The sequence below is a fragment of the Pseudarthrobacter cremeus genome (assembly GCF_051857465.1).
In the GTDB taxonomy this organism is placed as follows: Bacteria; Actinomycetota; Actinomycetes; order Actinomycetales; family Micrococcaceae; genus Arthrobacter.
On record NZ_JBPZHC010000008.1, the window covers coordinates 237,056 to 261,787 of the forward strand.

The 24,732-nt window shown below is 63.0% G+C and carries 22 protein-coding genes and 1 pseudogene; 13 read left to right on the top strand and 10 right to left on the bottom strand.

The genetic code is table 11. The features are described 5' to 3' along the window. Positions 1-790: 790 nt before the first annotated feature. Positions 791-1,159, bottom strand: a complete 369-nt coding sequence (locus ACS5PJ_RS16030) for a type II toxin-antitoxin system death-on-curing family toxin (protein WP_439435859.1) — start codon at positions 1,157-1,159, stop codon at positions 791-793. Beyond that, the gene (locus ACS5PJ_RS16035; RefSeq protein ID WP_439435860.1) at positions 1,156-1,512 is read right to left on the bottom strand and encodes a ribbon-helix-helix protein, CopG family; all 357 of its coding nucleotides are present in this window, start codon (positions 1,510-1,512) and stop codon (positions 1,156-1,158) included. The genes ACS5PJ_RS16030 and ACS5PJ_RS16035 overlap by 4 nt, the downstream gene beginning before the upstream one ends. A 2,099-nt stretch (positions 1,513-3,611) precedes the next feature. Between ACS5PJ_RS16035 and ACS5PJ_RS16040 the strand changes: the two genes are divergently transcribed. The 3 genes from ACS5PJ_RS16040 to ACS5PJ_RS16050 all read left to right on the top strand — a co-directional run bounded on the left by ACS5PJ_RS16040 (position 3,612) and on the right by ACS5PJ_RS16050 (position 5,151). Next, positions 3,612-3,938 (top strand): ArsR/SmtB family transcription factor, encoded by a 327-nt coding sequence (locus tag ACS5PJ_RS16040; protein WP_439435861.1) that lies wholly within the window; start codon positions 3,612-3,614, stop codon positions 3,936-3,938. After that, complete coding sequence (locus ACS5PJ_RS16045; protein WP_439435862.1) at positions 3,935-4,777, top strand: cation efflux transmembrane domain-containing protein; 843 nt, start codon at positions 3,935-3,937, stop codon at positions 4,775-4,777. Before ACS5PJ_RS16040 ends, ACS5PJ_RS16045 begins: the two co-directional genes overlap by 4 nt. Before the next feature lie 62 nt (positions 4,778-4,839). After that, positions 4,840-5,151 carry a thioredoxin family protein gene (locus ACS5PJ_RS16050; RefSeq protein ID WP_439435863.1) on the top strand — a complete coding sequence of 104 codons (312 nt, stop codon included), beginning with the start codon at positions 4,840-4,842 and terminating at the stop codon, positions 5,149-5,151. Positions 5,152-6,497: 1,346 nt separating this feature from the next. Here ACS5PJ_RS16050 and ACS5PJ_RS16055 read toward each other — a convergent pair. Beyond that, positions 6,498-6,938: a hypothetical protein gene (locus tag ACS5PJ_RS16055; RefSeq protein WP_439435864.1), complete on the bottom strand. Its 441-nt coding sequence runs from the start codon at positions 6,936-6,938 to the stop codon at positions 6,498-6,500. 359 nt (positions 6,939-7,297) lie between these two features. Between ACS5PJ_RS16055 and ACS5PJ_RS16060 the strand changes: the two genes are divergently transcribed. The 4 genes from ACS5PJ_RS16060 (at position 7,298) to ACS5PJ_RS16075 (ending at position 9,600) form a co-directional block, all read left to right on the top strand. Next, positions 7,298-7,909 (top strand): TasA family protein, encoded by a 612-nt coding sequence (locus ACS5PJ_RS16060; protein ID WP_439435865.1) that lies wholly within the window; start codon positions 7,298-7,300, stop codon positions 7,907-7,909. Between the two features lie 35 nt (positions 7,910-7,944). Further along, entirely contained in the window at positions 7,945-8,586 is a 642-nt protein-coding gene (locus ACS5PJ_RS16065) for a signal peptidase I (RefSeq protein ID WP_439435866.1), read from the top strand. Continuing rightward, complete coding sequence (locus ACS5PJ_RS16070) at positions 8,579-8,962, top strand: hypothetical protein (RefSeq protein WP_439435867.1); 384 nt, start codon at positions 8,579-8,581, stop codon at positions 8,960-8,962. Before ACS5PJ_RS16065 ends, ACS5PJ_RS16070 begins: the two co-directional genes overlap by 8 nt. A gap of 416 nt (positions 8,963-9,378) precedes the next feature. Next, complete coding sequence (locus ACS5PJ_RS16075) at positions 9,379-9,600, top strand: hypothetical protein (RefSeq protein WP_439435868.1); 222 nt, start codon at positions 9,379-9,381, stop codon at positions 9,598-9,600. 150 nt (positions 9,601-9,750) lie between these two features. On the opposite strand, the gene ACS5PJ_RS16080 is transcribed toward ACS5PJ_RS16075, so the two are convergent. Next, positions 9,751-10,365, bottom strand: coding sequence for a GAF domain-containing protein (locus tag ACS5PJ_RS16080; protein ID WP_439435869.1), 615 nt, complete (start codon positions 10,363-10,365; stop codon positions 9,751-9,753). A gap of 509 nt (positions 10,366-10,874) precedes the next feature. On the opposite strand from ACS5PJ_RS16080, the pseudogene ACS5PJ_RS16085 reads away from it, so the two are divergent. From ACS5PJ_RS16085 to ACS5PJ_RS16105, 5 genes and pseudogenes are all read left to right on the top strand, one after another. After that, a pseudogene (locus ACS5PJ_RS16085) lies at positions 10,875-11,410 on the top strand (DDE-type integrase/transposase/recombinase); the annotation flags it as partial. A 140-nt stretch (positions 11,411-11,550) separates the two neighbouring features. Next, the gene (locus ACS5PJ_RS16090) at positions 11,551-14,124 is read left to right on the top strand and encodes a DUF4118 domain-containing protein (protein ID WP_439435870.1); all 2,574 of its coding nucleotides are present in this window, start codon (positions 11,551-11,553) and stop codon (positions 14,122-14,124) included. Beyond that, positions 14,121-14,798, top strand: a complete 678-nt coding sequence (locus ACS5PJ_RS16095; RefSeq protein ID WP_439435871.1) for a response regulator — start codon at positions 14,121-14,123, stop codon at positions 14,796-14,798. Before ACS5PJ_RS16090 ends, ACS5PJ_RS16095 begins: the two co-directional genes overlap by 4 nt. 170 nt (positions 14,799-14,968) lie before the next feature. Then, positions 14,969-16,945 carry an APC family permease gene (locus tag ACS5PJ_RS16100; RefSeq protein WP_439435872.1) on the top strand — a complete coding sequence of 659 codons (1,977 nt, stop codon included), beginning with the start codon at positions 14,969-14,971 and terminating at the stop codon, positions 16,943-16,945. A 16-nt stretch (positions 16,946-16,961) separates the two neighbouring features. Next, on the top strand, positions 16,962-17,333 hold the full coding sequence (locus ACS5PJ_RS16105) for a hypothetical protein (RefSeq protein WP_439435873.1): 372 nt from the start codon (positions 16,962-16,964) through the stop codon (positions 17,331-17,333). A gap of 87 nt (positions 17,334-17,420) precedes the next feature. Here the strand turns inward: ACS5PJ_RS16105 and ACS5PJ_RS16110 are convergent, their stop codons facing one another. Then, positions 17,421-17,672, bottom strand: a complete 252-nt coding sequence (locus tag ACS5PJ_RS16110; protein ID WP_439435885.1) for an NAD(P)H-dependent oxidoreductase — start codon at positions 17,670-17,672, stop codon at positions 17,421-17,423. Beyond that, positions 17,591-18,043: an NAD(P)H-dependent oxidoreductase gene (locus ACS5PJ_RS16115; RefSeq protein WP_439435874.1), complete on the bottom strand. Its 453-nt coding sequence runs from the start codon at positions 18,041-18,043 to the stop codon at positions 17,591-17,593. Before ACS5PJ_RS16115 ends, ACS5PJ_RS16110 begins: the two co-directional genes overlap by 82 nt. A 612-nt stretch (positions 18,044-18,655) precedes the next feature. On the opposite strand from ACS5PJ_RS16115, the gene ACS5PJ_RS16120 reads away from it, so the two are divergent. Next, positions 18,656-19,159 (top strand): hypothetical protein, encoded by a 504-nt coding sequence (locus ACS5PJ_RS16120; protein ID WP_439435875.1) that lies wholly within the window; start codon positions 18,656-18,658, stop codon positions 19,157-19,159. Positions 19,160-19,729: 570 nt separating this feature from the next. Here ACS5PJ_RS16120 and istB read toward each other — a convergent pair. The 4 genes from istB to ACS5PJ_RS16140 all read right to left on the bottom strand — a co-directional run bounded on the left by istB (position 19,730) and on the right by ACS5PJ_RS16140 (position 24,710). Further along, the gene (gene istB, locus ACS5PJ_RS16125; protein ID WP_439435876.1) at positions 19,730-20,518 is read right to left on the bottom strand and encodes an IS21-like element helper ATPase IstB; all 789 of its coding nucleotides are present in this window, start codon (positions 20,516-20,518) and stop codon (positions 19,730-19,732) included. Further along, positions 20,515-22,062 carry an IS21 family transposase gene (istA, locus tag ACS5PJ_RS16130; RefSeq protein ID WP_439435877.1) on the bottom strand — a complete coding sequence of 516 codons (1,548 nt, stop codon included), beginning with the start codon at positions 22,060-22,062 and terminating at the stop codon, positions 20,515-20,517. The genes istB and istA overlap by 4 nt, the downstream gene beginning before the upstream one ends. 1,034 nt (positions 22,063-23,096) lie before the next feature. Continuing rightward, positions 23,097-23,246 (bottom strand): hypothetical protein, encoded by a 150-nt coding sequence (locus ACS5PJ_RS16135; RefSeq protein WP_439435878.1) that lies wholly within the window; start codon positions 23,244-23,246, stop codon positions 23,097-23,099. Positions 23,247-23,510: 264 nt separating this feature from the next. Continuing rightward, the gene (locus ACS5PJ_RS16140) at positions 23,511-24,710 is read right to left on the bottom strand and encodes a cytochrome P450 (protein WP_321216006.1); all 1,200 of its coding nucleotides are present in this window, start codon (positions 24,708-24,710) and stop codon (positions 23,511-23,513) included. Positions 24,711-24,732 lie beyond the last annotated feature (22 nt).

The following is a 24,732-nucleotide window of genomic DNA, read 5'->3' on the forward strand; positions in this document are numbered from 1 at the left end:
GGTCTGTGTGGGTGACTCGTGCACCCCTATATTCGATAAGAGAACAGACCGGCCGGCCTCAATCTGCTGACCCGGGGTCCGCGGGATTGTAGGCATGCTCTGTTTGCCTGACCCATCGTCGGGCACTGCCCCGGCTCCTATTGACTCGGTGTCATCGTTCGCCGAGGAAGACGTGATAAGCCATGAGCGTGGACATGAGGGTTTGCTAATAGCGAACTTTCCGCCCGCTTATACTACTAAAACTCAATACCATCAACATTTGTCAACACCAGAAGCCCAAAATGCTTCTGACCTGCGGTAACACTGTGCCCGAGGTGGGACTCGAACTGCATTCCAGGCCTTGCAACCACTGGGCTTCCCCGGAAACACGCGGAATCCGACCCGATCCGCCCCCTATACGACCCAGTCCGACGGCAAAAGTGTGGACAATGTCCACACTCCAAATTCGCCGTTCTGCACGCTCCAAAGAAGAGCCGCGTTTCCCAACCAGGGAACGCGGCTCTTCTTTGCGCTGGCGAGAGCGGGGACTACGGACGGGCCCGCCCCGTCCTAGGTTATGGGTGCCGCCGTCGGCACTCGACCGAGAGGCCCACCCAACTCTGAGGAACTTCACTCTGGTGACACCTCCTTCACCCATCTCATGGGCTAATCGTCAGTCATGCACATGACCAGACCAAAAAGAATGGACGTGGCCATCCGGCTCGCACCACAACCCGACGCTGCTGTCGCGGCGGCGCGGGCCATCCCTATGCGATCCAAGCATCACTAACTCGGCCCTTGAATTCCGTGGCTATCGTTTTACGAGGTGCGCGGCAATTATCCCCGCACTGTCCTCCAACGAGACGTCGCCGGCGGCCACTCCCACGACGAGATCGAACGCCGCGTCGGTGCCGAAGTCATGCTGGTAGCCGTTGATCCAGAGCATCAGGACCATGAGCGTCCACGCTGTTCGTTTGTTGCCGTCGATCAGCGGATGGAACCGCGCCACCGACTCCATTAAGGCCGCTGCCTTGGTCGCTAACTGCGGATAGGCTTCCACACCGATGACCGTTGTTGCCGGACGGGCCAAGGCCGAAGCCAGGAGACCGATGTCGCGGATATGGAACCCGTACCGGTCAACTACCTGCAAAGCGTCCTCAATCTCGAGGTACTTGGTCACGCATCCTCAAGGCGCGTCAAGAGCTCAGCGTCGTGGCTCATCACGAAATCCAGACCCTCGCCGATCTCGCGACTGCGCCGGTGACGCTGCAGCACCAGCTCTGCACCCTGGAGCAGCAACGCCGATTTCGAGGTGTGCTCCTCGGCCGCGAGCTGGTCCAAACGACGATCCAGATTTTCGGGGAGACGCAAATTCATAGCCATGTGCCCATGGTACCAAAGCAGTACCGTGCCTCGCTGACGCACATGGCGGAGGACGCCCAGGCCGTGTCCTAAGTCCGCGACGAAAGGTCCACTATCGGTGTTCTGCACCGCGTCGGGAGAGTCGGAAAGGGTTGTGCGCTCCTTGTCCATGATGTCAGTTTTCTAGTTCCACGTAGATCGACGGCGGCAAGCCTGTTCCGCACGGGTGGCCGACGCATTCGCGGCAGCGACGTGTTCGGCAGCCTCGCTTGCCATCGACTCGATCCTCCAGCACGGCAAAGCACGGTGGCCATTTGTCGAGCATCAGACTGCTGCCATCCGGGACGCAGCCAACAAACCAAAATTCGCATGCCCGTGGAGCGTTGCCCGACGGGTTCGCAGTGTCCAGAATTAGCAGATAGCCGCATGGATGCGCCCCCGCGCGGCAACCGCCCATCAGGACTCAAGGGGTTGGGCGTCATTCCGTGAAGACGCTCACGGGCGTGGCGTTAACGTCACCGGACGTCCGGCTTTTTGTGAATTTTCATCGGACGGCTGGAACGATGGTGGTGAGGCCTGCTACGCAAATCCAATTCGCTGCCAGCGCCAGAGATGGAAGTCCCATCCGCTGTGGATAAACGGATGGGACTTCCTTACCTGGCCATCGGCGGGCCAACACTGCACCCCTTGTGATTGCTCATGACCTTGCATGATGAAAATGGAACTTAGCGGAAGTGGGTGCTGTGGCGGGGACCGGTAATTCCTCAGCCACCCAACGTTGCGACCAGATCAAGGGGCAGGAGGGCATACCCAAGCCCCCGATGAAGCCCAGTCCGACAAGCGACGCCACAATGAGGTGCAGCGTGACTGGGCTTCCAGGCACCAGATCGGTCATTCCGGCAAGGACCAACCGATGAACCATCGAATTGGCGAAGCTCCGGTCACATAGCGGGTGACCGAAGCTTCGATTCATTATGCATCACTGAACCTAGGAATTCACGGGTAAGCCCTCCAGACGTACTCGCTGGCAACCAGCCTCCCCTGCGCAAGCACAATCATGCAGCCAAGCTCCCGAAGCAAGTAAGATCCATCGGGTGCTGCCTCCCCGCGATGTGCCATGATTCCTCCAATGGCGTTCTTCCTCGAATACGTAGCGCCCCAACAACATCATTGGTCGATCCGCGGTCGAGGGCACCACCACCGATGAAGCGCTGCGTAGAGCCGCCCTGGCTCTTCTCGGAATGGATTGCGAAGCAGCGGTTCTGCGGTACGCCACCGAACTGAGGGGAACGCGGGGCGAAGGCGCGGTTATCGCTTACTACACACGGGCTCGCGGCTGGGAAACCCCCAACACGTCACGTTAGTTTAGACATCGGGCTGCCGCAGCGGCCGACGGGCACGAACCGGACCCATTAGCCGGCGAGGAACGGGCAGGCCGGTCGGTTCAATCGACGGAGGGAGCTGGCCTGAAACGGTTTTTCCCTTCATTTTGGCCCCATACATTGCGGTGTCAGCTGCCTGCAGCGCTGCTTCGCTGTTGAAATGGGTTTCCTGCGGTGTAGGCCAGAAACTCGGGCAGAAGCCTGGTGCCAGAGTGCCGGCACCCCTCGCCTTGAGACCCCCGCCAGGCCCTGCTCCAGGGCGGTCAGTGCCGCTGGGAAGGCTCTGGCGGGGGCAGACGAGAGAAATTCATCATTTATATACTCCGTCGGTGTGCCGTGCATGTCCAGTAGGAGACCGGGCCGACAACGAAGTCGTTACAGCTATTTTGATCGCTGCGGTCCCCTGGTCCCAGAGTCCATGATCCGGGGCCTCAAGAGCGTTCACGGCGGGGTAGAGGGGCTGTCTGCTTGAGACCCGCTCGAGAATGCGGTCGGCCACTACGGACGACGAAAGGTTTCTTTCAAAGAGCGTCGATCTGCCGGTCGAGGTCCTGTCTTGCCGTCGAGACGCGGGCGTACCCAATTTCCATGGATCCGCTGTACCGATACTTATCCTGCACGCTCCGCGCGGGACGTCGAAAAGAAGATAACTGTGGAACGAAGAATCGGGGTGTGTCGCTATTTTTCGAAGGGGCGTGCTTAATCGTTCCACTTCCTAGGAACTGAGATGCCTTCGGCGTCGGGCTCAGGGTTGAGAGAGCCCCACCTGCAGTTAACTTCGCCGCCGGAAGACGTCCACCACGAATAGGGCGCGCCTCGCAACATGACGTGAATCTCCACGCACAGTACATAGTTGCCTGGATACATCGGCTGATGTACTTTCGCTTTATGGAAACCCTCACGCAGGCTCCGGTGCTGGCAAGGTTCGGCTTTGCGGTCTCCGACCCCACTCGGGCACGGATTCTGCTGGCCCTGACGGATGGGGCCGCGTACCCGTCGGACCTAGCCGATTCCCTGGGGGTCTCGCGGCAGAGCATGTCCAACCACCTGACATGTCTGCGGGGCTGCGGCCTCGTAGTGGCTGTCCCGGATGGCCGGCGGACCCGGTATGAGCTGGCCGATGCCCGGTTGGGACATGCCATCACGGACCTGCTCGGCGTAGTGCTGGCCGTTGACCCGGCCTGCTGCGCCCCGGACGGGACGTGCCTGGCATGACCACGACGATTCAACTCGCGCCTACGGCCGTCCGCCGTGCAACCCTTAGCCGGCGGATCCGGCTGTTCGCGGCCGCGGCGATTACCTACAACCTCGCGGAGGCCGTCGTCGCGCTCTGGGCTGGCAACGCGGCGGACTCCTCCGCCCTAATCGGCTTCGGACTTGATTCAGTGATCGAGGTCGCCTCCGCCCTCGCCCTGTCCTGGCAGTTCTCCGCCAAAGACCCTGAACGGCGCGAGCACCTGACCCTGCGGATCATCGCGATCTCCTTCTTCGCCCTGGCACTGTTCGTCTCCGTGGACTCCGTCAGGTCGCTAACCGGAGGCGGCGAGGCACGGCATTCCACTCCCGGCATCGTAATCGCCGCCCTGAGCCTGGCCATCATGCCCGTCCTGTCCTGGCTTCAACGCCGGGCCGGACGGGAGCTCGGATCCAAGACCGCGGTGGCAGATTCCAATCAAACGCTGCTGTGCACGTACCTCTCCGCCGTACTTCTGGTCGGGCTGGTTCTGAACAGCACGCTGGGATGGTGGTGGGCGGACGCCGCCGCGGCACTGGTCATCGCCGGGATCGCCGTCCGTGAAGGCCTCAGCGCATGGAAAGGCGACGTCTGCTGCGCAATGCCGCATATGGGGGCAGGGCACGACGGGGAAGCTGACGATTGCTGCTTCAGACCCGAACCCGGCACCGTCACAAACGACGACGGCAGACCAGCCGATTCTGGCTTACAAGCAGCAACAGATGCCGAGCAAAGTGCGGTTTCCGCCTGCTGCGAGGGCTGCGGATCCGGTCCTGAATCGAAAGCTGTCAGTCTTTCCCTACCTCCAAAACATGGCTAAGCCACAAAACCTAACCGACGCCGCGAAAATCGGCCGGTGGAACCGGACAGGATAATGACCGTATGAGGATAGAACTGCTCCACATCGAGGACTGCCCCAACACGGCAAAAGCACTGGAGCAGGTGGAAGCCGCCCTGGCCGCCCTGGGGCGCGAAGACGTCTCAGTCCATATGCGGCACATTAAATCCCCAGCAGATACGGTCGGGACCGGATTCGCCGGGTCGCCTACCATCACAGCCAACGGATCCGATATCTTCCCCGACGGAGCACCGAGCAGTGATCTCGCATGCCGGATCTACCCCACACCCGCCGGTCATACGGGTGTGCCGACGGTCGATCAAGTGATTAAAGCTCTCACAAATCATGGCCTCTGACACTTACCGCCAGTGTTCCTGTTGCGGGAGGACAATGCAGCGCAAGCTCCACGCCGTCGGTGCCGAACCCGCCGATATTTGCCGAATGTGCGGCCTGTGGATCGCACTTCGGCTTCGGTCGCGATCCTGAGCAACGGCACTGTAAATCGATCTGCTGCCGGTGCACACGGCTTCTGACATTCCGTGCAGACGACTTCTGAAACTGACACCATAAGCGGAACCCTGAGCGGGACGGCTTAGCCGGCGGGTCCAGCGTGACCGGGATGGTCAGCCAGGCTGGAGGTCATCTTGGAGCTATTGTCGGAAGCCTGCAATTGATAGCAGAAGAGACCTGGGTGGGTCCGTGGTGAACGATAGTGTGAGTTCTACCGCAGGGAAGGACGATCCAGCGGAAAACCTCACCGAACACGACGACCTGGTGCTGGGAAGGAAGGCTTCGAGATAAATAAAGTTTCTCTGCGTTGCCGGATTCCTGGCCTGCGTCGGGACCGCAATTTTCGTGTTCATGACAAATGTTCCGTGGGATACCCGAATGCCGTATGACGGCAGTTACAACCGGAGCGGAAGCGGGATTCCGATGCAGATCGCAATGCTTCCCATTTTGCCGGTTATTCTTAGCTTGTGGCGGTCAGCTACAAAGCCTGATTCCTATCAAATGGATAAAGCGTCGCGTGTCGTGTCCTATATTCGGGACGGCCATCGTCTTCGGGGACGTCATCGGCCAGTGGATAATGGGGCAATCGATCCTGGCAGTAGGTTGATAGTTCCTTGGGTAGTTCGGTCGGAGCCCACCGGTGCCAAAGTATGGGTAGACCACCTGCCGAAGTCGCAGCCGGTCCACTGTCCCAGTGCCGTGTAACCGGGACGTTCAAATTGCGGCGCTCTCCCGACTAAGACTTGGGATGGCGGCGCGTATTCTTGCTATCCCGCAAGTTATCCCAAAAGTCCCGCTGCAATCCCCCTGTCACGGGGAAAGCCTTCTATTCCGGTTCGACAGTTTCGTGGCTGCGTTCGAAAAGAAAAGGCGCTTCTACAGCCGGAGCGCAGCGAGGTCCAAGCATTTAACCTGAGACGCTGACTGGTAGCCGGGATTCTAAGGGCTCGCCCCCTGGTTGCACTGGTGCTGCCCTGTAGCTTCTGGTGGACGGCGAGCATCGCTGGTTTTCCCAGCAGCAGGATCCGGGGCCAGCCGCGGGTCACGCTCAGAAGCTTCCCCTGATGTGGAACCACTGTGTGGCCCTATCCTCACCGGCGGGTCGCGGCAGCAGCGTGTCTGACTTGCCGCACCTGAAGGTAAGCGAGGCCGTGGATCCGTCCCGCGAAAGCCAAGCAGCCCGCCGGGGCCACTAGCAGACGGTTATGGGCGTGCTCGTGCTCGACCAGGTTGTGGATGCTGTCCGGTACTGGGCATCGATGGTGTAGCCCCAGCCTTTGGTGGCGTTGCTGCTCGAATCCGTCCCCACAGGAGTGAGAGTTGTAGTGGACTGGGCCACTCCGGCGGCGTCGCGGAGGGTCAGAACATAGTGGGTGGCTTTCGGGACCGTTCCGTGCCCGGTCACCGTGACAGTCAGGCGGTACTTGCCGGTGGGTCCGTTCGGGGTGCACTGCGGGACGACGGCGTTGCCGGTAGGGGCGGCCAGCGTGTGGGTCCCGACGGCCATGGTTCCGGCGTTGACGGTGCGTATAAAAACGGCGTTGGCGGCTGGGGCACCGGCGATCAGGCATGCAGCAATGGCGCCGGCGAGCATGCCCTGCCCGCGGCGGCCGATACCCCTGACGTTCCGCAACCTGTGAACCTTTCCCGGCCACCGTATTGGTTGGGCGCTTCGCGCGCACCCCCAGGGGGCCTTCGACCACTTTTCAGCATGGGTCTCAAGAACCGCTCAAGAGACCGTCAGATTGTCGGCAAATCTTCGATGACCCTCGTGGCACGGGTCACAAAAATCCGGTTCGTTCTCCCGCATCCATCTGACCTGCGGAAACGCTCCTATCACTGCTTGATGCGATCTTGAGTAAAGGTTGACTGCCGTTGGTGTAAATCCTTGATGCTGCAAGTGCATAGTGGATCCCGGACGGGCCGACAGGGCCTGTAAGACATCCACGGCCAGCCCACTGGGGGTAGGCCCGCCATGCAAAGGACACCGCCATGGGCATTACTTTGAAGACCACCGCCAGCAAGATCATCGCTTCCGTCGCACTGGTCGGCACTGCCGCCGCCGTGGCCGGCCTGGGCACCTACGGCGCCTTCACCTCCACCACCTCTGCCAGTCAGGACGTCACCGCGGGCACCGTCAACATTGCTCTGGCCGCCTCCGGTGTGGATAACACCCTGAACGTTCCGGTCGCCGGCGTACTGCCCGGGGACAAGGTCGAGAAGCTCGTCAAGCTCACCAACGGCGGAAACTCGGCCCTGAACAACATCACCCTGGACACCTCCGCCGGTGCCACCGGTTCGCTGCTGACCTCCGATCCGGTCAACGGCCTGCAGCTGACCATCGAGAACTGCGCCACCGCCTGGACCGGCACCGCCGCACCGTATACCTGCACAGGTGGTGCGACCACGGTGCTGGCCAGCTCCCCCATCCTGACAGTCACCCCGAAGACTTTGGCTAACCTTTCCTCGCTGACCGCGGGCCAGTTCGACAACCTGATGGTCACCACCGCACTGCCGGCCTCCGCCCCGAACACGCTCCAAGGCCTGACCAGCACCATCGGGTTCACCTTCACCGCCACGCAGCGGACCGCCACCACCAAGTAATTACAGCTGCCAGCAATCACCGGAACGAGGAGCCCATGAGCGCCGTCACGACAGGCACCCCTACCCCTCACCGGGGAGAGGCACAGGCGAACGCTGCGGATCCTCGTTCCGGCGCCCGGCCAGTGGCCCGGATCTTCCGCCGGACCGTGTCGTACCTGACCACCGCATTCCTGGTCCTGGCCGTCGCCTCGTTCCTGATGCTTGCCATCGGCCCGCGGTTGCTCGGCTACCAGACCTCCACCATGCTGACCGGGTCGATGGCCCCGCTGATCAACCCCGGCGACATCGTCCTCACCCGACCCGTCCCGCTCGAAGACATCAAGGTCGGCGACATCATCACCTACAGCATCCCCGTTGAAGACCGGCGGATCGAAACCCACCGGATCATCGAGATCACCGTCGACCCGGACGGGACCACCACGATCCAGACCAAGGGCGACGCCAACAACGGCGTGGACCCATGGACCGCGACCGTCAACGGTGCCTCGATCGACCGCCACGTCCTGACCGTGCCCTACGTCGGCACCGCCATTCGGGCGCTGCGCGAACCCATCATCCTCAACACCCTCATGTACGGCGCCCCCGCGGTGCTCGTCCTCATGCTGTTGGGAAGCATCTGGGCCAAGAAGCCCGAGCCGGAAGCCCCGTCGTCACTGTCAAAGACAGCCCGTGCCTGACCGGGCCCGGAGCCTGCTTCATTTTGAGCGGATCCGAGAGCTCTCAGTCCAGCTGGACGACAGCCCTGCCGCCACCCTGAAGTTCCTCGAGGCCTACCTGGCGCTCCTCCCCGACCGGCTCGAACGTATCCTCCGCGGCATTATCGACTGCGACCAGGCAGCCTCCCGTGAAGCGGTCTTGAGCCTGAGGGTCGCCTCCGCCATGTCCGGCGCAGTCAGCGCCGAACTGTGCTGCCTGGAACTTGAACCACTGATCCGCGGTAACCAGTTCTCCCTTGCCGTGGCCAGCGCCCGGCGACTCAGCAGCGAAGTGAGCGCACTCTACGAAACCGCACCGGCAATCCTGCTCGAAGCCCACCGCGAACTGACTGCCTGACGCCACGGACGAAACACTGCCCGGCCGGATCCCTGACTCCACTGGTCCGGCCAAAAACGAAGCCGGACCACTGCCACCAGCATCTGGACAGGACGCGCCGACACCTCGATCCTGCCGGGCTTCACCTCCCGAAGTTCACTCAGTCGCGCCTCGGTGACGGCTCCACTCCACGGCTGTCTTGACCGCGTCACCAGCCACCTCTGCCGCAGGTTCCTAAATCCTGTTACATGACTGCTTAGCGAGTTCCTGGCAGTCGCCAGGGGGCCGGTTCCCTGGAGACAGACTGGTCTTTCCGGGGGTATTGTCTCTCTTACGGAGACTGCTGTGATCCGTTGAGGCCCAACGCCTTTCGGTCTTATGCAGGGCCCCATGTCAGCAGAACGAATCTTTCACCGCATACTCTCGGAGCTTGACCCATGGCTACCAGCGCGTCGTCCGCGGAAATTCCTCCGCTGGCCATTGAGTCACTACGGCGGCAGGCGCAGGAAATAATCGATGAGGTTCTCCGTGGGGATGCACCCGGCGAGGAGCTGGCCAGGGCCAGGCTCCGCCGCTGCGTGGAGAGGAATCCCGGCCGGCCCGAGCGCGCGCTTCTGGAACAGCTGATGTCCCGGCCGCCCGGGAGCGGTAAGGCTTGAGGAAACAATAATCCTGGCGTCGTACCGGGAGCCCGCTCGGGTAGAAGAGTGCCGCTTTCATCCGCATTTTGACGGTCAAGAATTAAGCATGGGTGGGAAATGGTTGGGGCTCCATCGCGGTCCGGTTGTTCCTGTACGAATGGTCGGATCTCAGGTGGTACGGGGAAACTTTCCGATTAGCACATTCCCGGCCTCCTCAAGAAGTGGCCGGCCGCTTGTGCGGGCGCCCTGATGAAGCGCCGTCAATGCTTCCACCCGGCTGCATCGATCCTGGACGATGATGAGAGCGACCGCACCGTCCACCACAGCACGGGACCTTAGTGAAGCACGCCATTGCTCGGACTCGAGATCGCGGGAGTGGCTGCCCAGGGCGACCTGAACGGTCCGGGACATGGAACCGGCAAGTTCCTCTACAGCGTCAATAACGGATTGCTCAAAGGTGTTTTGAAAGGCGGAGTAACAACTGAGAGCAGCCCTGACCGAGTCGCCGGCGTGAATCGGGGTGGCCAACACCGACCGGATTCCCTCTCGGCGGGCAGTTCCGGCCAGCCTGAACCAGCCGCCATTGGAGTCTAGAGCGGGAATGAACACGTGGCTTAGCCCGCCGAGGGCCAACAGGCAGGGGCCTTCTCCCGCTTCGTGCTGCACCCGATCCAGCCGCCGCGCCCGGTCACTGCTGCTGGCCAAGACCTCGGGGTCTTTGCCCCGTAGCACGCTGATGGCGCAGGCCAGGGGCGTCTCCCCGCCCAGCAGGGACGCAGCCATCAGCGTCAGCCTGAGGAGGAAGTCCGGCAAGCCTTTGGTCTTCAGAAGGAGATCCTGGACATGGTCAGACTGTGGTTCTTTGCTGGCATCCGCCATCGGGCCTCGATCCCGCAAAGGCCTCAAGGCCTTGCGCCCCGCCGCAGACGGAACGCCGTGGGCACCTATGCACGCTGCTGTACGCTGGCGGCCCGTCGGGCTATCTTTCTCAGCGTACTCTGCATACCCCCGGCTACAGCCTTTTGGGACGCGTATACTCACCCGAGTCATCCTCTGCCCATCAAAAACCCTGCGGATGCACGGCGAACAGCACCCAAACGGCGGACCGGCATCGAACTTCCTTAGGAGCGTGCAATTTGTGCCTCTCCCCCGGTTCAGGGTGAAAGGTCGATAGAACGGAACTAATAATGAGCCGGCACACATGCCGGTCGCTCCTCCGGGGCTGGGTCTGTTCGGCTGTGCGCCTTCAGAGTGTGTACATGGCACCGTACAACACTGCCTGGGGCTGGCCGCAGCGGCTGTGCAGGGACCACGGCATCTGGTTGGTGTTCTCGAAGAAGCGTGGCCTGAACCGCAGACCCGGGCCGCCGGTCCACGACGACCTGGCCGAGCGGGATTTCACCGCCGCGGCGAGGAACGAGCTGTGGCTGACGGGCATCACAGAGCACCCGACTGCCGAGGGCAAGCTTTACCTTTGCGCGGTGAAGGACGTCGATTCCAGAAGGATCGTCGGCTACTCGATGGACTCGCGGATGAAGTCCTCGCTTGCTGTCGCTGCGATGGAGAACGCGGTGCGGTCACGCTGCCCGGAAGGGACAGTGATGGACTCGGACCCCGGATCCCGGTTCCGGTCACGCCGGGTTCGTCGAATCACTGCGGCACTGCGGGCTCACTGGATCGATGGGAAGGGTCGGTGCCTGTGCGGACGACGCCGCGATGGAATCGTTCTTCTCGCTGCTGCAGAAGAACGTTCTGGACCGTAAGCGGTGGTTCACCAGGAAGGCAACTCCGGCTGGCCATCTCAACCCGGATCGAAACGACCTACCACCTGGAATATGAAGCTTACCAACGGCCCATTCCGGCGTGCTCCTCAAGTGTCACAAACCGTACGTGCTCTTCAGGTGCTCATGCGGACCATGATGTAAGGACCACGGACGTTGACCACTTCTCAGCTGGCAGACTATGTAAATGGCCAAGGGAACTCTTCGCATATTTCTGGGTGCGGCGCCAGGGGTGGGTGTGACTTTTGCAATGCTGCAGGAGGCCCACCGGATTGCGGCCGGCGGCAAGGATGTTGCCGTGGGCATCGTTTTGGACCATGGCCGGGGGCAGACACGGGAGTTGATGACCGGCCTCGAGATTGTGGCTCCGCATTCGGAAGTTCAGGACAGTCTTGTCGGTCCAGAGATGGACGTTGACGCCGTGTTGGCCCGGCACCCCGAGGTTGCGGTCGTTGATGAGTTTGCCCACTCCAATGCTCCCGGGTGCAGGAATCGGTACCGGTGGGAGGACATCGAGGAGCTGCTCAGCGCGGGCATTGATGTGCTCTCCACTATCAGCATCCAGAACCTGGCATCGTTGGAAGACGTCGTGTCCGCCATCACCCAGGGGCTTCAAAAGGAAACGGTGCCCGACGCTATCGTCCGCAGAGCAGACCAGATCGAGCTCGTGGACATTCCTCCGGAACTATTGCGTCAGCGAATCGCCGACGGGAACATTTACCCAAGAACCAAGGTCGACGCTGCCTTGGCCAATGAATTCCGGCTTGGTAACCTCATTGCCTTGCGGGAGGTCGCCCTGATCTGGCTCGCGGACCGGGTCGACGAGGGGCTCGCGAAATACCGGGCCAGCCATGGCATCACGGAGAACTGGCCGGCCCGCGAACGCGTCGTCGTCGGCATCACGGGAAATCCCGGCGATGAGGCGATCATCCGGCGGGCGTCGAGAATCCTCTCCAGGGTCAACGGCGGTGACCTTCTGGCTGTTCATGTCCGCCCTTATGCCGGTCGGCGCAAAGAATCGCTCCCCGCCCTGGAAGGCCACCGGCAGCTCGTGACAGGCCTCGGCGGCAGCTTCCACACCGTCTCCGGCGAGGACGAAGCCGCCGCTTTGTTGGATTTTGCCCGCAGCGTCAACGCAACGCAGCTCGTCATTGGGATATCCCGGAGCCGGCTTCCCAGCCGACTGCTGGGCAGGGACGTCGCCTCCAAAGTCGTTCGGGACTCCGGCGACATTGACGTACACATGGTCTCCCATCCTTCAGCCACCAGCGGACTGCCCAGGCCTACCCCATGGGGGCTGGGCAGGGCCAGGACAACCGCCGGTTTTGTGCTTGCGGTAACTATTCCGGCCCTGGCCACATCACTTCTGTCATTGACCCCGGAACTGAACCTGGCAACCCACGTCCTGGTACACCTCACCGGGGTGATGGCGGTGGCATTCATCGGCGGTCTATGGCCCGCTGTATTGGCGGCAGTACTGGACTCGTTGCTGCTCAATTACTACGAAACCGACCCTGTCGGGACCTTCACCATCAGCGACCCGCAAAATCTCTTCGCGTTGCTCGTGTTCCTGGGCGCTGCCATCGCAGTGTCACTCTTGGTAGGCCTTTCCGCGAAGCGAACGCAGGAGGCCGTCCGGGCCCGGGCGGAGGCGGCAACCTTGGCGGACCTCGCCAGGGACGCCCTCATCGAGGATGACACGATGGCCGCGTTTCTGGACAAAGTCCGTGAGACGTTCCAGGTGCCCTCGGCCGGGCTCTTTACCAGGACGGAGACAGGCCGCGAGTGGGATCTGCGGGCGCATGCTGGAGCGATCCCGCCTTCGCCGCCGGGCGGGGAAGATCCCGGTGAAGGCGCTTATGAACTGGCGGATCCGCAGACAGCCCTGGTGGTTTCAGGCAAAACCCTCACTGCCGGGGACCGGCGAGTGCTGGCCGCGCACGCGGCCCACCTGCTCCTGCTCCGGCAACGCCATGCTCTTCAGCTCCGGCTGAAAGACAGCACGCGGCTGGCTGAGGGCAACAGTATCCGGACTTCCATCCTCCGCGCGGTCAGCCATGACCTTCGGACTCCACTGGCGGGGATTAAGCTCGCGGTCACTTCCCTGCTGCGTCAAAAGAGACGGCTTCCGGAGGAGATCCAGAATGAAATGCTGCATACCATCGACTCCTACACCGACCGCCTTGATTCGCTGATCGGCAATCTTTTGGACATGTCGCGCATATCCAGCGGCTCCGCTGCCCCGCTGACATCCCCGGTGACCTGGCGCGACGCCATCGAAGACGCCCTGCGGGGACTCCCCGAAGGAAACATACGCGTCGAACTGGCGCCCAACATGCCAGCTATCGACGCAGACCTCGGCATGCTGGAACGGGTCATCGCCAACGTTGTCGAGAACGCCCAGAAATACGCGGCCGGTTCCGATATCGTCATTGTCGGCCCGTCCAGCGGATCCGGTGCCCCTACAATCAACGGCCGCCCCTGCGGGGAACTCCGGATCGTAGACCACGGCCAGGGTGTGCCGGCAGAGGACGTGGTCGCCATGTTCGAGCCGTTCCAGCGGCTGGACGACGCGCCGGAAGGCCTCGGCATAGGTCTGGGACTGGCCGTGGCTAAAGGATTCACCGAGGCGATGGGCGGACAGTTGACGGCGGAACCGACCCCGGGGGGAGGGCTGACGATGGTGATCCGGCTGCCCCTTTCGGCCGGCCCCCTGCTTACCCCCACTGAACCGCGTGAGGCCGGGACCGGCAAGCCGTGAGGACCATACTTGTGGTGGATGATGAGGCCCAGCTCCTTCGCGCTTTGCAGGTGAACCTCCAGATTGAGGGGTACCAGGTCCTCACCGCACTGGACGGGGAAACGGCGCTCCGGCACGCCGAAAACAACAACCCGGACCTGATCGTTCTGGACCTGGGATTGCCGGACATCAACGGCGTGGACGTCATCACCAAGATCCGCCGTACCAGCAGCACACCGATCATTGTCCTTTCGGCCCGGCACGGGTCCGTGGACAAAGTCCGGGCCCTCGACGCCGGAGCGGACGACTATGTCACCAAACCCTTTGGGCTGGACGAGCTCCTCGCACGGCTGCGGGTGGCCGAACGCCGCCTCGGCACATCCGACGCGCCGGACCTGACCGTGGACGTCGGGGACTTCGCCGTGGACCTCGCAAACCGCAAGGTGACCCGCGACGGAGCAACAGTACGGCTCACCCCGCGGGAGTGGGCCATTCTGGAACTGCTGGTCCGTAATCCCGGACGGCTCATCACCCAGCAACAAATGCTGGCCAAGGTCTGGGGCCCCGGTTACGAGGGCGAGACCCACTACCTGCGTGTCTATATGGGACAACTGCGGCGCAAACTCGAAGCCCAGCCGGCCAGGCCCGGTCACCTGCTCACCGAAGCAGGAATGGGCTACCGCTTCGAACCATAACGCCGCTGCAGGCGGGACCCGAAAACCAACGCCCCGCCGCTCGGAGCTACGGTAAAACGAGCCGTGTAAATGATTCGTCAATAAAAGCGCTTTCCGCGATCCAGCGCATTCCTCCGGTGTTAGCTTCGGCATTAACAGCGGTGCAGTGCGCGCCGTGCGGAAAGGAATCGATGACCACGTTAAGCAGGCCCCCGGCTGATCCGTCGGCCCTCAAACCGGCCGGCAAGGAGGCGCTGAGGAACTGGTTGCTGTTCGGGCTGCAGGACAGCAGGGGCACGCATCTTGGCCCTGGCGGCATTACTACCGCCCATGAGAAGAAGCATCCCTGGTGGCAGGTCATGTGCTTGACCGGTGTGGACTACTTCTCCACCCTGGGCTACCAGCCGGCCATCGCTGCCCTGGCCGCAGGCGTAATTTCACCGCTGGCAACAATGGTTCTCGTCGCCGTTACCCTGCTCGGCGCACTGCCGGTCTACCGCCGCGTCGCAGGGGAAAGCCATCGCGGCGAAGGCTCGATTGCCATGCTTGAACGGCTCCTGCCCCGCTGGAGTGGCAAGCTCTTCGTCCTGGTCCTGCTCGGATTCGCCGCAACGGACTTCATGATCACCATGACGCTGTCTGCCGCTGACGCAAGCGCGCACCTGATCCAGAACCCCGTTGCCCCCGGTTGGCTTCAGGGCCAGAACATCATGGTCACCCTCCTCCTGCTGGCGCTCCTGTCCGCGGTGTTCCTGCGTGGCTTCAAGGAAGCAATCGGGGTGGCCGTGACCCTCGTCGTCCTCTATCTGGGCCTCAACGCCGTGGTTGTCGCCGCGACCCTCTTTGAGGTGTTCAGCCACCCGGTTGCGATGGGCGATTGGTGGAAGGTGCTCTGGAGCTCCCACGGCGATCCGTTCATGGTCGTGGGAATCGCGCTTCTCGTTTTTCCCAAGCTCGCCCTGGGCCTGTCAGGCTTCGAAACAGGGGTTGCCGTGATGCCCCAGGTCCGCGGAGACGAGGACGACACGGAGGAAAACCCTGCCGGCCGGATCCGCGGCACCCGCCGCATGCTCACCAGCGCGGCGGTCATCATGAGCTGCTTCCTGATCACCACCAGCTTCATCACCGTTGTCCTGATCCCCGAGCAGGAATTCCTGCCCGGCGGGCAGGCCAATGGCCGTGCACTTGCCTACCTGGCACACGAATACCTCGGCGTCGGATTCGGCAGCATTTACGACCTCAGCACCATCGCCATCCTGTGGTTCGCCGGTGCCTCCGCCATGGCAGGGCTGCTGAACCTCGTCCCGCGCTACCTGCCCCGCTACGGGATGGCGCCGGAATGGGCCAAAGCCGTCCGTCCTCTCGTGCTGGTGTTCACGCTGGTCGGTTTCCTGATCACATACCTTTTCAGGGCCGACGTCGACGCCCAGGGCGGCGCGTACGCCACCGGCGTCCTGGTCCTGATGACCTCCGCGGCGATCGCGGTGACTCTCTCCGCCCGCCGGCGCAACCAACCCAAACGCGCCGTCGCTTTCGGTGTGATCTCCGTCGTCTTCACATACACCACCATCGCCAACATCTTCGAACGCCCCGAAGGCATCAGGATCGCCGGGATCTTCATTCTGGGCATCATCGTGATCTCCCTGCTCTCCCGCGTCCGCCGTTCTTTCGAACTGCACGCCACCCACGTCCACATGGACAGGCAGGCACTGGAATTCATGTCCGGCACCCTCGACGGACCCATCGCGATCATCGCCCACGAACCGCTCCGGCTCAGCGCCGATGCCTACCGGGACAAGCTCACCTCCGCCACCGAAGTCAGCCATTTACCCCTCGATCAAGAGGCGATCTTCCTTGAAGTGGTCGTCGATGATTCCTCCGACTTCGAAACAGAACTCCACGTGCACGGAGTGATGCGGCACGGATACCGGGTCCTCGAAGTCCACGGCCCCGTCGTCCCGAACACCATCGCCTCTGTCCTGCTCCACATCCGTGATGCCACCGGCCTGATGCCCCACATCTACTTCCGCTGGACCGAAGGGAACCCGGTAACCAACCTCCTGCGGTTCCTGTTCCTGGGCGAAGGCGAAATCGCCCCCGTCACCAGGGAAGTCCTCCGGGAAGCAGTGCCCGATGTCACCCAACGCCCCTGGGTCCATGTCGGCTGAGGAAAGGCGCAGGCCTATGCCCGAGCTCAGGGAGTACCAACCTGCCGGACTCAGGTTCGCCGCAGCCGCCGGGAACGTCGAAGGCTACGGCGGCCGCGGCGTGGACGGCATTGCCTACCGGCCACCGGGTGACTACCTTTACAAAGACAACTCCGGCGGCGCCTGGTGGATCGTTTTCCACCAGTTTCAGACCGTTGACCCCCGAACCTCCCGCCGCCGGGGAGACGTCCTGGCATGCAGCGAATCGCACGGGGAACTGGTTCACGTGCGGGTGCTCGCCGCCAACGTCAGCCGCGCAGAGGCCGACGCGGCCTTCCGCGAGAACACGCCGTCCAGCTATGAGGAAGCGGTAAGAGTTGCCGCCCGGATCCCCACAGGGCTGCCTTGAAAGTTGGAGAACACGTAGTTGCGAAGGGGGCCCGCAACATTCTGGAACCAGACAGCGAAGAGACTCCCTGGAGGATCCTATGGTTTCTCAGCGCGCGGCGGCGGGGACAGCCGCAAGCAGTTCCTGATAGTGCGCTTCATGTTCCGCCAGTTCCGCGGCCGTGACGCGGGACGCAGAGTGCAGGATCAGGGGTTCTTCCATGTGCAGCCCGCAGAGGTGGCCCGTGGCTTCCAGAGGGCGCAGGAGTTCAGCCATGGTCAAGCGGTTATGCCCGCCGGGCGTAAAGGAGGATTCGGGGCCGGTGGTTGAAATGACCAGCCGCAGCCTCTTGCCGTGCAGAGCGTCCCCGCCGGAGCCTTAGGCGAGGCCGTTAGGTTAGGACCTTGGTCCATCCACTCCTTCAGCACCCCGGGCACGGAGTACCAATGCCAAGGGAATTGCCACACTATGGCGTCATGGTCACGCAAAAGTTCCTGCTCCCGGATGGCGTCCACGCGGCGGTCCGGATAGGCAGCGGAGAGATCATAGACGGTGACGTTTACCACATTCCTGATCGCTGCGCTAAGCCGGGGCGTGATCTGAAGCCAATCACAGGCAGGAATCGACGTCCCATTTGGAGTACTTCTGGCCGCGTCATCACGCCCGGCGGCCGCAGCCATCCGGGAGAGGGACAACGAGGTGGCACAGCAGGAATCCATCGCCGGGATCATCGCGTCCCTGCGCCCTGTGGAACGCGAAGTGCTGACGCTCGTCTACTGGGACCAACTCAGCACAGTGCCCAGCGGAGCGCGTCCGTGGCACGTACTTGTGCGTAGTCGGCATCACCAGTCCTGCGGGCCAGGAACAAACTGGTTCTGTCGAAGTCTGCTGGAAAGTCACCTGTTTTGGCTGGGCACGGCCCCGCTCGCCCATCAACGAATCTTGACGTCCACGCCGTTCTCTTGGCCGAGGCCCGTAGTCTGGGTTCGGCTTCACCAGCGGGACCGGTTAGCTGTCGGCGTCGGCCCACACTCTAGCAGTGGATCAGGACACGTCATCGATCCAGTCACTAAGCGCAGCTTCGGCGTCGACTCACCCCCATCGTCGGACCGCAGCACCTTCATTGGGACCACGCCAGCCGGAGGAACAGTCGATGTCGAGCAGGACGATCGGCTGTCATTGACAGGGGCACCCTACCGGGGAGAGCCGAACCGGAACGGACGCCCCAGCTTGTGAGCAGACGTTTCCGAAAGTGCTTGACGGTGGCCATTCCGGACGAGCACCATGCACACACGGAGCGCCTCCCTCTGGCGCTTCGATCGATGTCTACGGAAGGTGCTCCCATGTCCCGCTTACGTTTCCTGGCGCCCGTCGCTGTCGCCGCAATGGTGTTCATTAGCGCCGGCGCGGCCACCGCTGCACCACCGGAGCACGTCGGCCCGGAGGAGGGGTCCGGAACGTTCACGGATAGCTGCGGCTCGTTCATCGTGTCCGGCTCCGGTTCCGGAAGCACCCGCTACACAGTCTTCAAAGATGCGGCGGGCAACATCACCGGCTTCAAGCAGTTCGTCTCCGCCCCTGCGGACACCTGGACGAACCAGACTACGGGCAAGACGATTGTCATCAGGGCCCACTTTGTCCAGACCTGGGACGCGGAGACCCGCAACCTCACAATCGTCGGGTTCCGCTACTTCGTCAACGAAGCCGGCGCCGGAGCGACCGTCCAGGAGGTCGGACGTATCGTCTACGCGGACCGGACCGAGCAGGAGATCCTCAGCATGGCCGGCCGGCATGACATCTCGAACTGGGATCTGATTGGCCCGGTGCTGTGCAGCGCGCTTGAGTGATTGGGCGACCGGCGACAGCCGCAGCCCATGAAAAAGGGCCCACCCGCGCCCGCTCCGCTGGTGGTCATCCCGGAGCGAAGGGAAGGGCGGGCGATAGCCCTGATGTCTTCGGCCAGCTACGGCCGGGACAGCCTCACCGCCTGCCCGTTCAGGCCGACGGGTCACCTGCTACAAAACAGGAGCCTGTCCCATATCGCGCGGTCCTGTAGGCACAGGACCGCGCTGGTGAAGTGAATGGGCGCGCGCAGATGTCCACACTTCACCGGAAGTTTGTACACACGCTGAGCACGAGACGCGTCTGACCTGCGACAACACTGGATCGGTAGGTGGTCTGCAGTCCCACACACCTTCAGTCGCTGCCGCTTGCTCGTATGTCGCACCCTCGGGTGCCCCTGCCCTCGACGCAACCCTGGCCAGCGTCCATGCGCGGCTGCCTCTGTCAATGGCCATTACGTTCTGCCCACGGGCGGCCAATTAATGTGCCCGCTGGTAGCCAGTAAAACTGCCCGGTGATGGCCAACAGATCTGCCCACTGATTGGTTCGGCGGGGTTGGCCATTCTTGGGGTTGGTCAGTTCAGTCGGGTGACTCCTTTTCCGGCGAGGGCCTGGGTGAGGCGGACGGAATCGCCGCTGGTCTGGCAGACGTGGGCGTGGTGGAGGAGCCGGTCAACGGTCGCGGTGGCGAGGGTTTTGGGCATGAGTTCGTCGAAGCCTGCGGGGTGGAGGTTGGAGCTGATCGCGACGGACCGTTTTTCGTAGGCTGCGTCCACGACCCGGTAGAGGCCTTCGGCGGCGTCGGTGGCCACCGGCAACAGGCCGATGTCGTCGATGACCACGAGCTCGGCTCGGAGGATCCGGGTCACGGCGCGGGTGACGCTGTCATCGGTGCGGTGCGCGCGGATCAGGACGCCGAGGTCTTCGAGCCGGAACCAGGCCACGCGCATTCCGGCTTCGACGGCCTGTTGGCCTAGGGCTTCGAGGAAGAAGGTTTTCCCGGTTCCGGAGGGCCCGCAGACGACCAGGTTTTCCCGTCGGTTGATCCATTCTAGGGTCCGGAGTGCCTGTTGGGTCGGGGCCGGGATGGAGGACGCGTTCGGGTCCCAGGCATCGAAGGTTTTCCCGGTCGGGAAGCCTGCTGCTTTGCGGCGGGAGGCGAGCATGGACCTGGCCCGGCCGGCGGCTTCCTCGGTGAAGAGGGCTTTGATGACCTCGACCGGTTCCCAGCGCTGGGCGCGGGCGGTCGCGATCAACTCCGGTGCCAGCGCCCGTGCGTGGGGCATTTTCAGGGACCGCATCAACGCTTCGAGGTCTGCCGGTAGCGGCGGAGCTGCGGTGTTGGTCGTGGTGACGGGACTCATCGGGCCTCCTCCGCTGTGGTGTTCAGGGTGGCGGTGGGGTTGAGGGCGGGGTTGCCGATCGCGGCCCACGGGCTGGTTCCTTGGGTGAGGGAGGTCGCTTCGTTGGCGGCGTGGGTGGTGGTGCGGCGGATGTTGGCGTTCAGGATGGAGGCGAGGTCCGGGTGCGCGAAGCGGCCGTGCAGGGCGGCGTCGCCGAGGGCCCGGTCGACGTGGTCGGTGCCGGCGATTTTGGCCAGGGTGACGGCTTCGGCCATTTTCACGTTCATCCGTGCGGTTCCGGCTGCGGCGGCTTCGATTAGCCAGGTCCGTGCGCCGTCGCCGATGGCCAGGAACGCTGCCTCGTCGGCGCTGCGGGCCCTGACCTCGTAGTCGCCGGGGATCTTTGCCCGGGTTCCGGGGAAGTGGTCATCGTTGATGGCGGGGCTGCCGGGGCGGGCCCGGTCGTGGCGGGCGACTTCGACGGGGCCGGCGGTGCCGTGGTGGACGATGATGACCTGTTCGTCGGGTCCGGTGCCGTGGGTGCGGACGAACACGCGGGCTCCGAGGAGGTGTGCCGGGACGGAGTACTGGCCGTTTTCGAAGGTGACCATGGGGGTGTTCTCCGGGACGGTGCGGGCCAGGCCGAACGCGACCGTGTGGGCGGTGTCCGGGATCCGGTGCAGCCGTGGGGCTTCCTCGGCAAGCATCGCCGCGGGTTTGCGTCGCGTCACCCGGTGCTCCCGGTCATTCACCTCATCCATGAACGCTTGGCAGGCCGCCTCGAGTTCGGCGAAGGTGCCGTAGTCGCCGCGGAGGTTGGTGTCCTTGGGGACGAGGTCGGCTTTGGCGAGTTTCACGGACGCTTCCACCCCGCCCTTGGTGGCAGGATCCGCGGGCTGGCAGGTCAGCACCGTGACCCCGTAGTGCCGGGCGAAGTCCAGGGTCTGCTGGTTCCGGACCGGGACCCCGGCAACATGGGCCGTTGTCACGGTCTTCTCGTTGTCCGTCAGGACGTAGGTCGGTGCCCCGCCGAGGATCCGGAAGGACCGGTCCAGGGCCGCGAAGACGCTCGGTGCGGTCCGGTCACGGAGCGGGATCACGATCCGGAACCGGGAGAACGCCAGCCAGGCGACGAACAAGATGGTCTTCACCCCGCCGATCCGGGGGCCGTCGCCGAAGTCGTACTGCAGCCACATCCCCGGTTCAGTGATCCAGGGCCGGTGGACGCGGGTATGGCCGAGCCGCCACGCTGCTTTGACCTGGGCGATCGCGCGGCGGGTGGAGCGTTCCGAACCCGTGTAGCCCAGGGTGAGGAGCTTTTCGTGGGCCTTGTCGGCGCGGATCCGGCCCTTGGAGGTCTCAATCCACTCCTCGATCTTGGGCAGGAACGCGTCGGTGACCCTGCCGCGGGCCGCGGGTTCCCCGATGGGCCGGCCGGCGTCGCGGGCTTGGACGTGTTTGGCAACGGTGTGGTGCGAGCAGCCCGTGAGCTCCGCGGTGGCGCGCAACGACCCGGTCAGATCGTAGGCAGCAAGAATTTCCATGATTTCTCCGTCAGACTTCATACAGGGCCTCTTCCTGGTTCGCTTTTGGTGCGCTTAGACACCGTCATCAAACCCCAGGGAGAGGCCCCCACCGCTTAAGGCGCGGTCGGTTCAGTAAGGAAGTGGGCAGATCTCATGGCCGCCGGCGGGCAGTTCTGCTGGCCGCCAGCGGGCATTTTCGTGGCCGCCTATGGGCAGTTTTTCATGGCCGCTAACATGCCTCTTGCGTTTGCCCGCTGGTCATGTCTGCAGCGCCGGCGCGGAGCATAAAGGAAGTCATCGGAAATGGGATGAGCGGCCGAGAAAGCCCCACGACCACCCGTGTACAGGGTGTGGACAATGTCCACTCCCTTTTGGTCGGACAACCGATCACATTTCCGCGCCGCCCGTTTAGGTAAAGGAGCGGGAAGCAGCGAAAAGTCTTCAAGAGATCTCAGGCAGGTCATGTCGTCCGCACAACCCCTGGCAATGAATGAGTGGTGGCCAACACCGGCCACCAGAAGAAGCCAGAAAAGAGAACCAACAAGCCCCGATCCCAGCAGGCGGAGGGCCCACCAGCCAGGACCCTGAACCCGCCACCCACACAACTTCACAGGCCACCGCGGCACCAGGCACAGACCGCGGCCACAGTCGGAGGGACCCGCGGAGGGTCAATGTCAATACATTAAAAGCAAAACCCCCTCTGACGAGGGGGAATGCGTGCCCAAGGTGGGACTCGAACTGCCTTCCAGCCCTTGAAAACACTGGACGCCCGTGGAAACATGCGCAATCCGAAGCAGTTCGAGGGAAGTACGACACAATCTGAAGCTGAAAGTGTGGACAATGTCCACAGCCGTGTTTCGACCCTTGGCGGACACGGTTGGCCGACAACGGCAAGCCCGATTACTCACATCGTCGACGACGTAACTTCTTCCAATTCTGCAGCATCAGCAGGTCCAAGCACTGTTGGCACCTTCGTCTGCACGGCCCACACACATCATCGTTGAACCGAATCTTCGGTGAGATGCTCTTCCGAGACGATTGCGCGCAGGAACTATCTCGATCCCTGAGGCAGGTCAGCCCGCAGCGTCCTCCTCGTACCAGCCGATCCAAGCGGACGAGGTCAATGCCCTTGTGGGTTCCGTCATCTCCGCCTCCCACAACGCCAGGTCCTGGATGCGGGACAGCTGGAACGCCAGTCCCAGGTAGCGAACCAGGCAATTCATGGTCTTCCTTTCAGTCCGAGTCACAAGCCGTTCCGTCTCCGCCCCATCCACATGGCGCGGAGTCGACGGCGGCAGGAGGGTCGATAGGGGCGACACGGCCTCGCGTATCTTGTCCCCGGAATCTTGGCGATTGACGCAGGTGCCAGCACTGCGGCTGCGTCGACTTCAAGCGGCCCTGTTGTTAGCCGGACTGATGCTGAACTTCAATCCCTGATGGCAAACGACGCCAGAAAGAGCAGGCCCATGTTTGCACCGAATCGAAGCCTAAGCCGCCGTGATCCGCACCGGCAGGGACTCGAACCCTCGGAGAACGTTGTGCAGGATCGGCACGGGCGCGCCGTCCGGTTCGATTGCTGCTACCCGTTGGAGCAGCTGCTGGAGCACTATTTCCATTTCGAGTCGGGCGATCGGCTGCCCCACGCACTGGTGAAGGCCCATGCCGAAGGCGACGTGGCCGGAGGCATTGCGGTCGAGGTCGAACTCGTCGGCATTGTCCCCCCATTTGCGTGGGTCCCGGTTCGCGGCGCCCAGGAAGACCAGCACTTTCGCTCCGGCCGGGAGATGCACGCCTCCCAGGACGGTGTCCACAGCGACGGTTCGGTGGAACTTTTGGAACGGAGATTCCAGACGCAAAGCTTCATCGACGGCGAATTTCGCCATTTTGGGGTTTTCCCGCAGCCGGGCCCACGCCTCAGGGTAACGGGCCAGCACCGACAGTGTATTGCCTATGCCGAAGATGGTGGTGTCCACGCCGGCGGACAGCAGTGCCCGGACCAGCAGCGTGGCCTGCTGCTCGGTGATCAGGCCGTCCTCCACGCGCTTCCAGATCTGGGCACCAAAGCCGATGTCGTCGAGGTTTTCGCGCTGGCAGTTCCGCATTACCGCGGCAGCGTGCTCATCGCCCTGGGCGAAAGCCTGCTTGAAGATGTAATTTTCCGGACCGAAAGCGTTGAACACCATGTTGCCGTACGGCAGTAGATGTTCACGTCCGACGTCGGGAATTCCCACAGCGTCCGGGAAGACACGCAGGGGGTACTTCTCGGCGAGGTCGGTGATGGCGTCAAAGCGCTCGCTGCGGGCCAATTGCTCCGTCAGCTCAACGGCCGGTGGCGTAAACGGTTCCCTGAGGGCACGGACTGTGGAGGGGTTGATGACACCGGTCAGGGCGCGGCGCATCACCGTGTGGATGGGCGGATCTGATTCGAGGATGCTGGGCGGGCGCCAACCCGTGTCTTTCCGGATGTCCCGCGGACCCAGGCCACCGGAAGATATGTAGGTTTCGAAGTCTGTGAGGACCTCGTATACCTCCTGGTAGCCGGCCACAGCATAGCTGCCGGTGCTCTCCAGATAGGAGACGGCGCCGGCATCGCGAAGCCGCCCCAGGAACGGGTACGGATCAAGGAGATTTGCGGTCTCGAAGGGGTCCTCGCCCAATACATTGGCTTCATGGGTGGTTACGGTCATTGGAATCACTCCTGGTGACGAA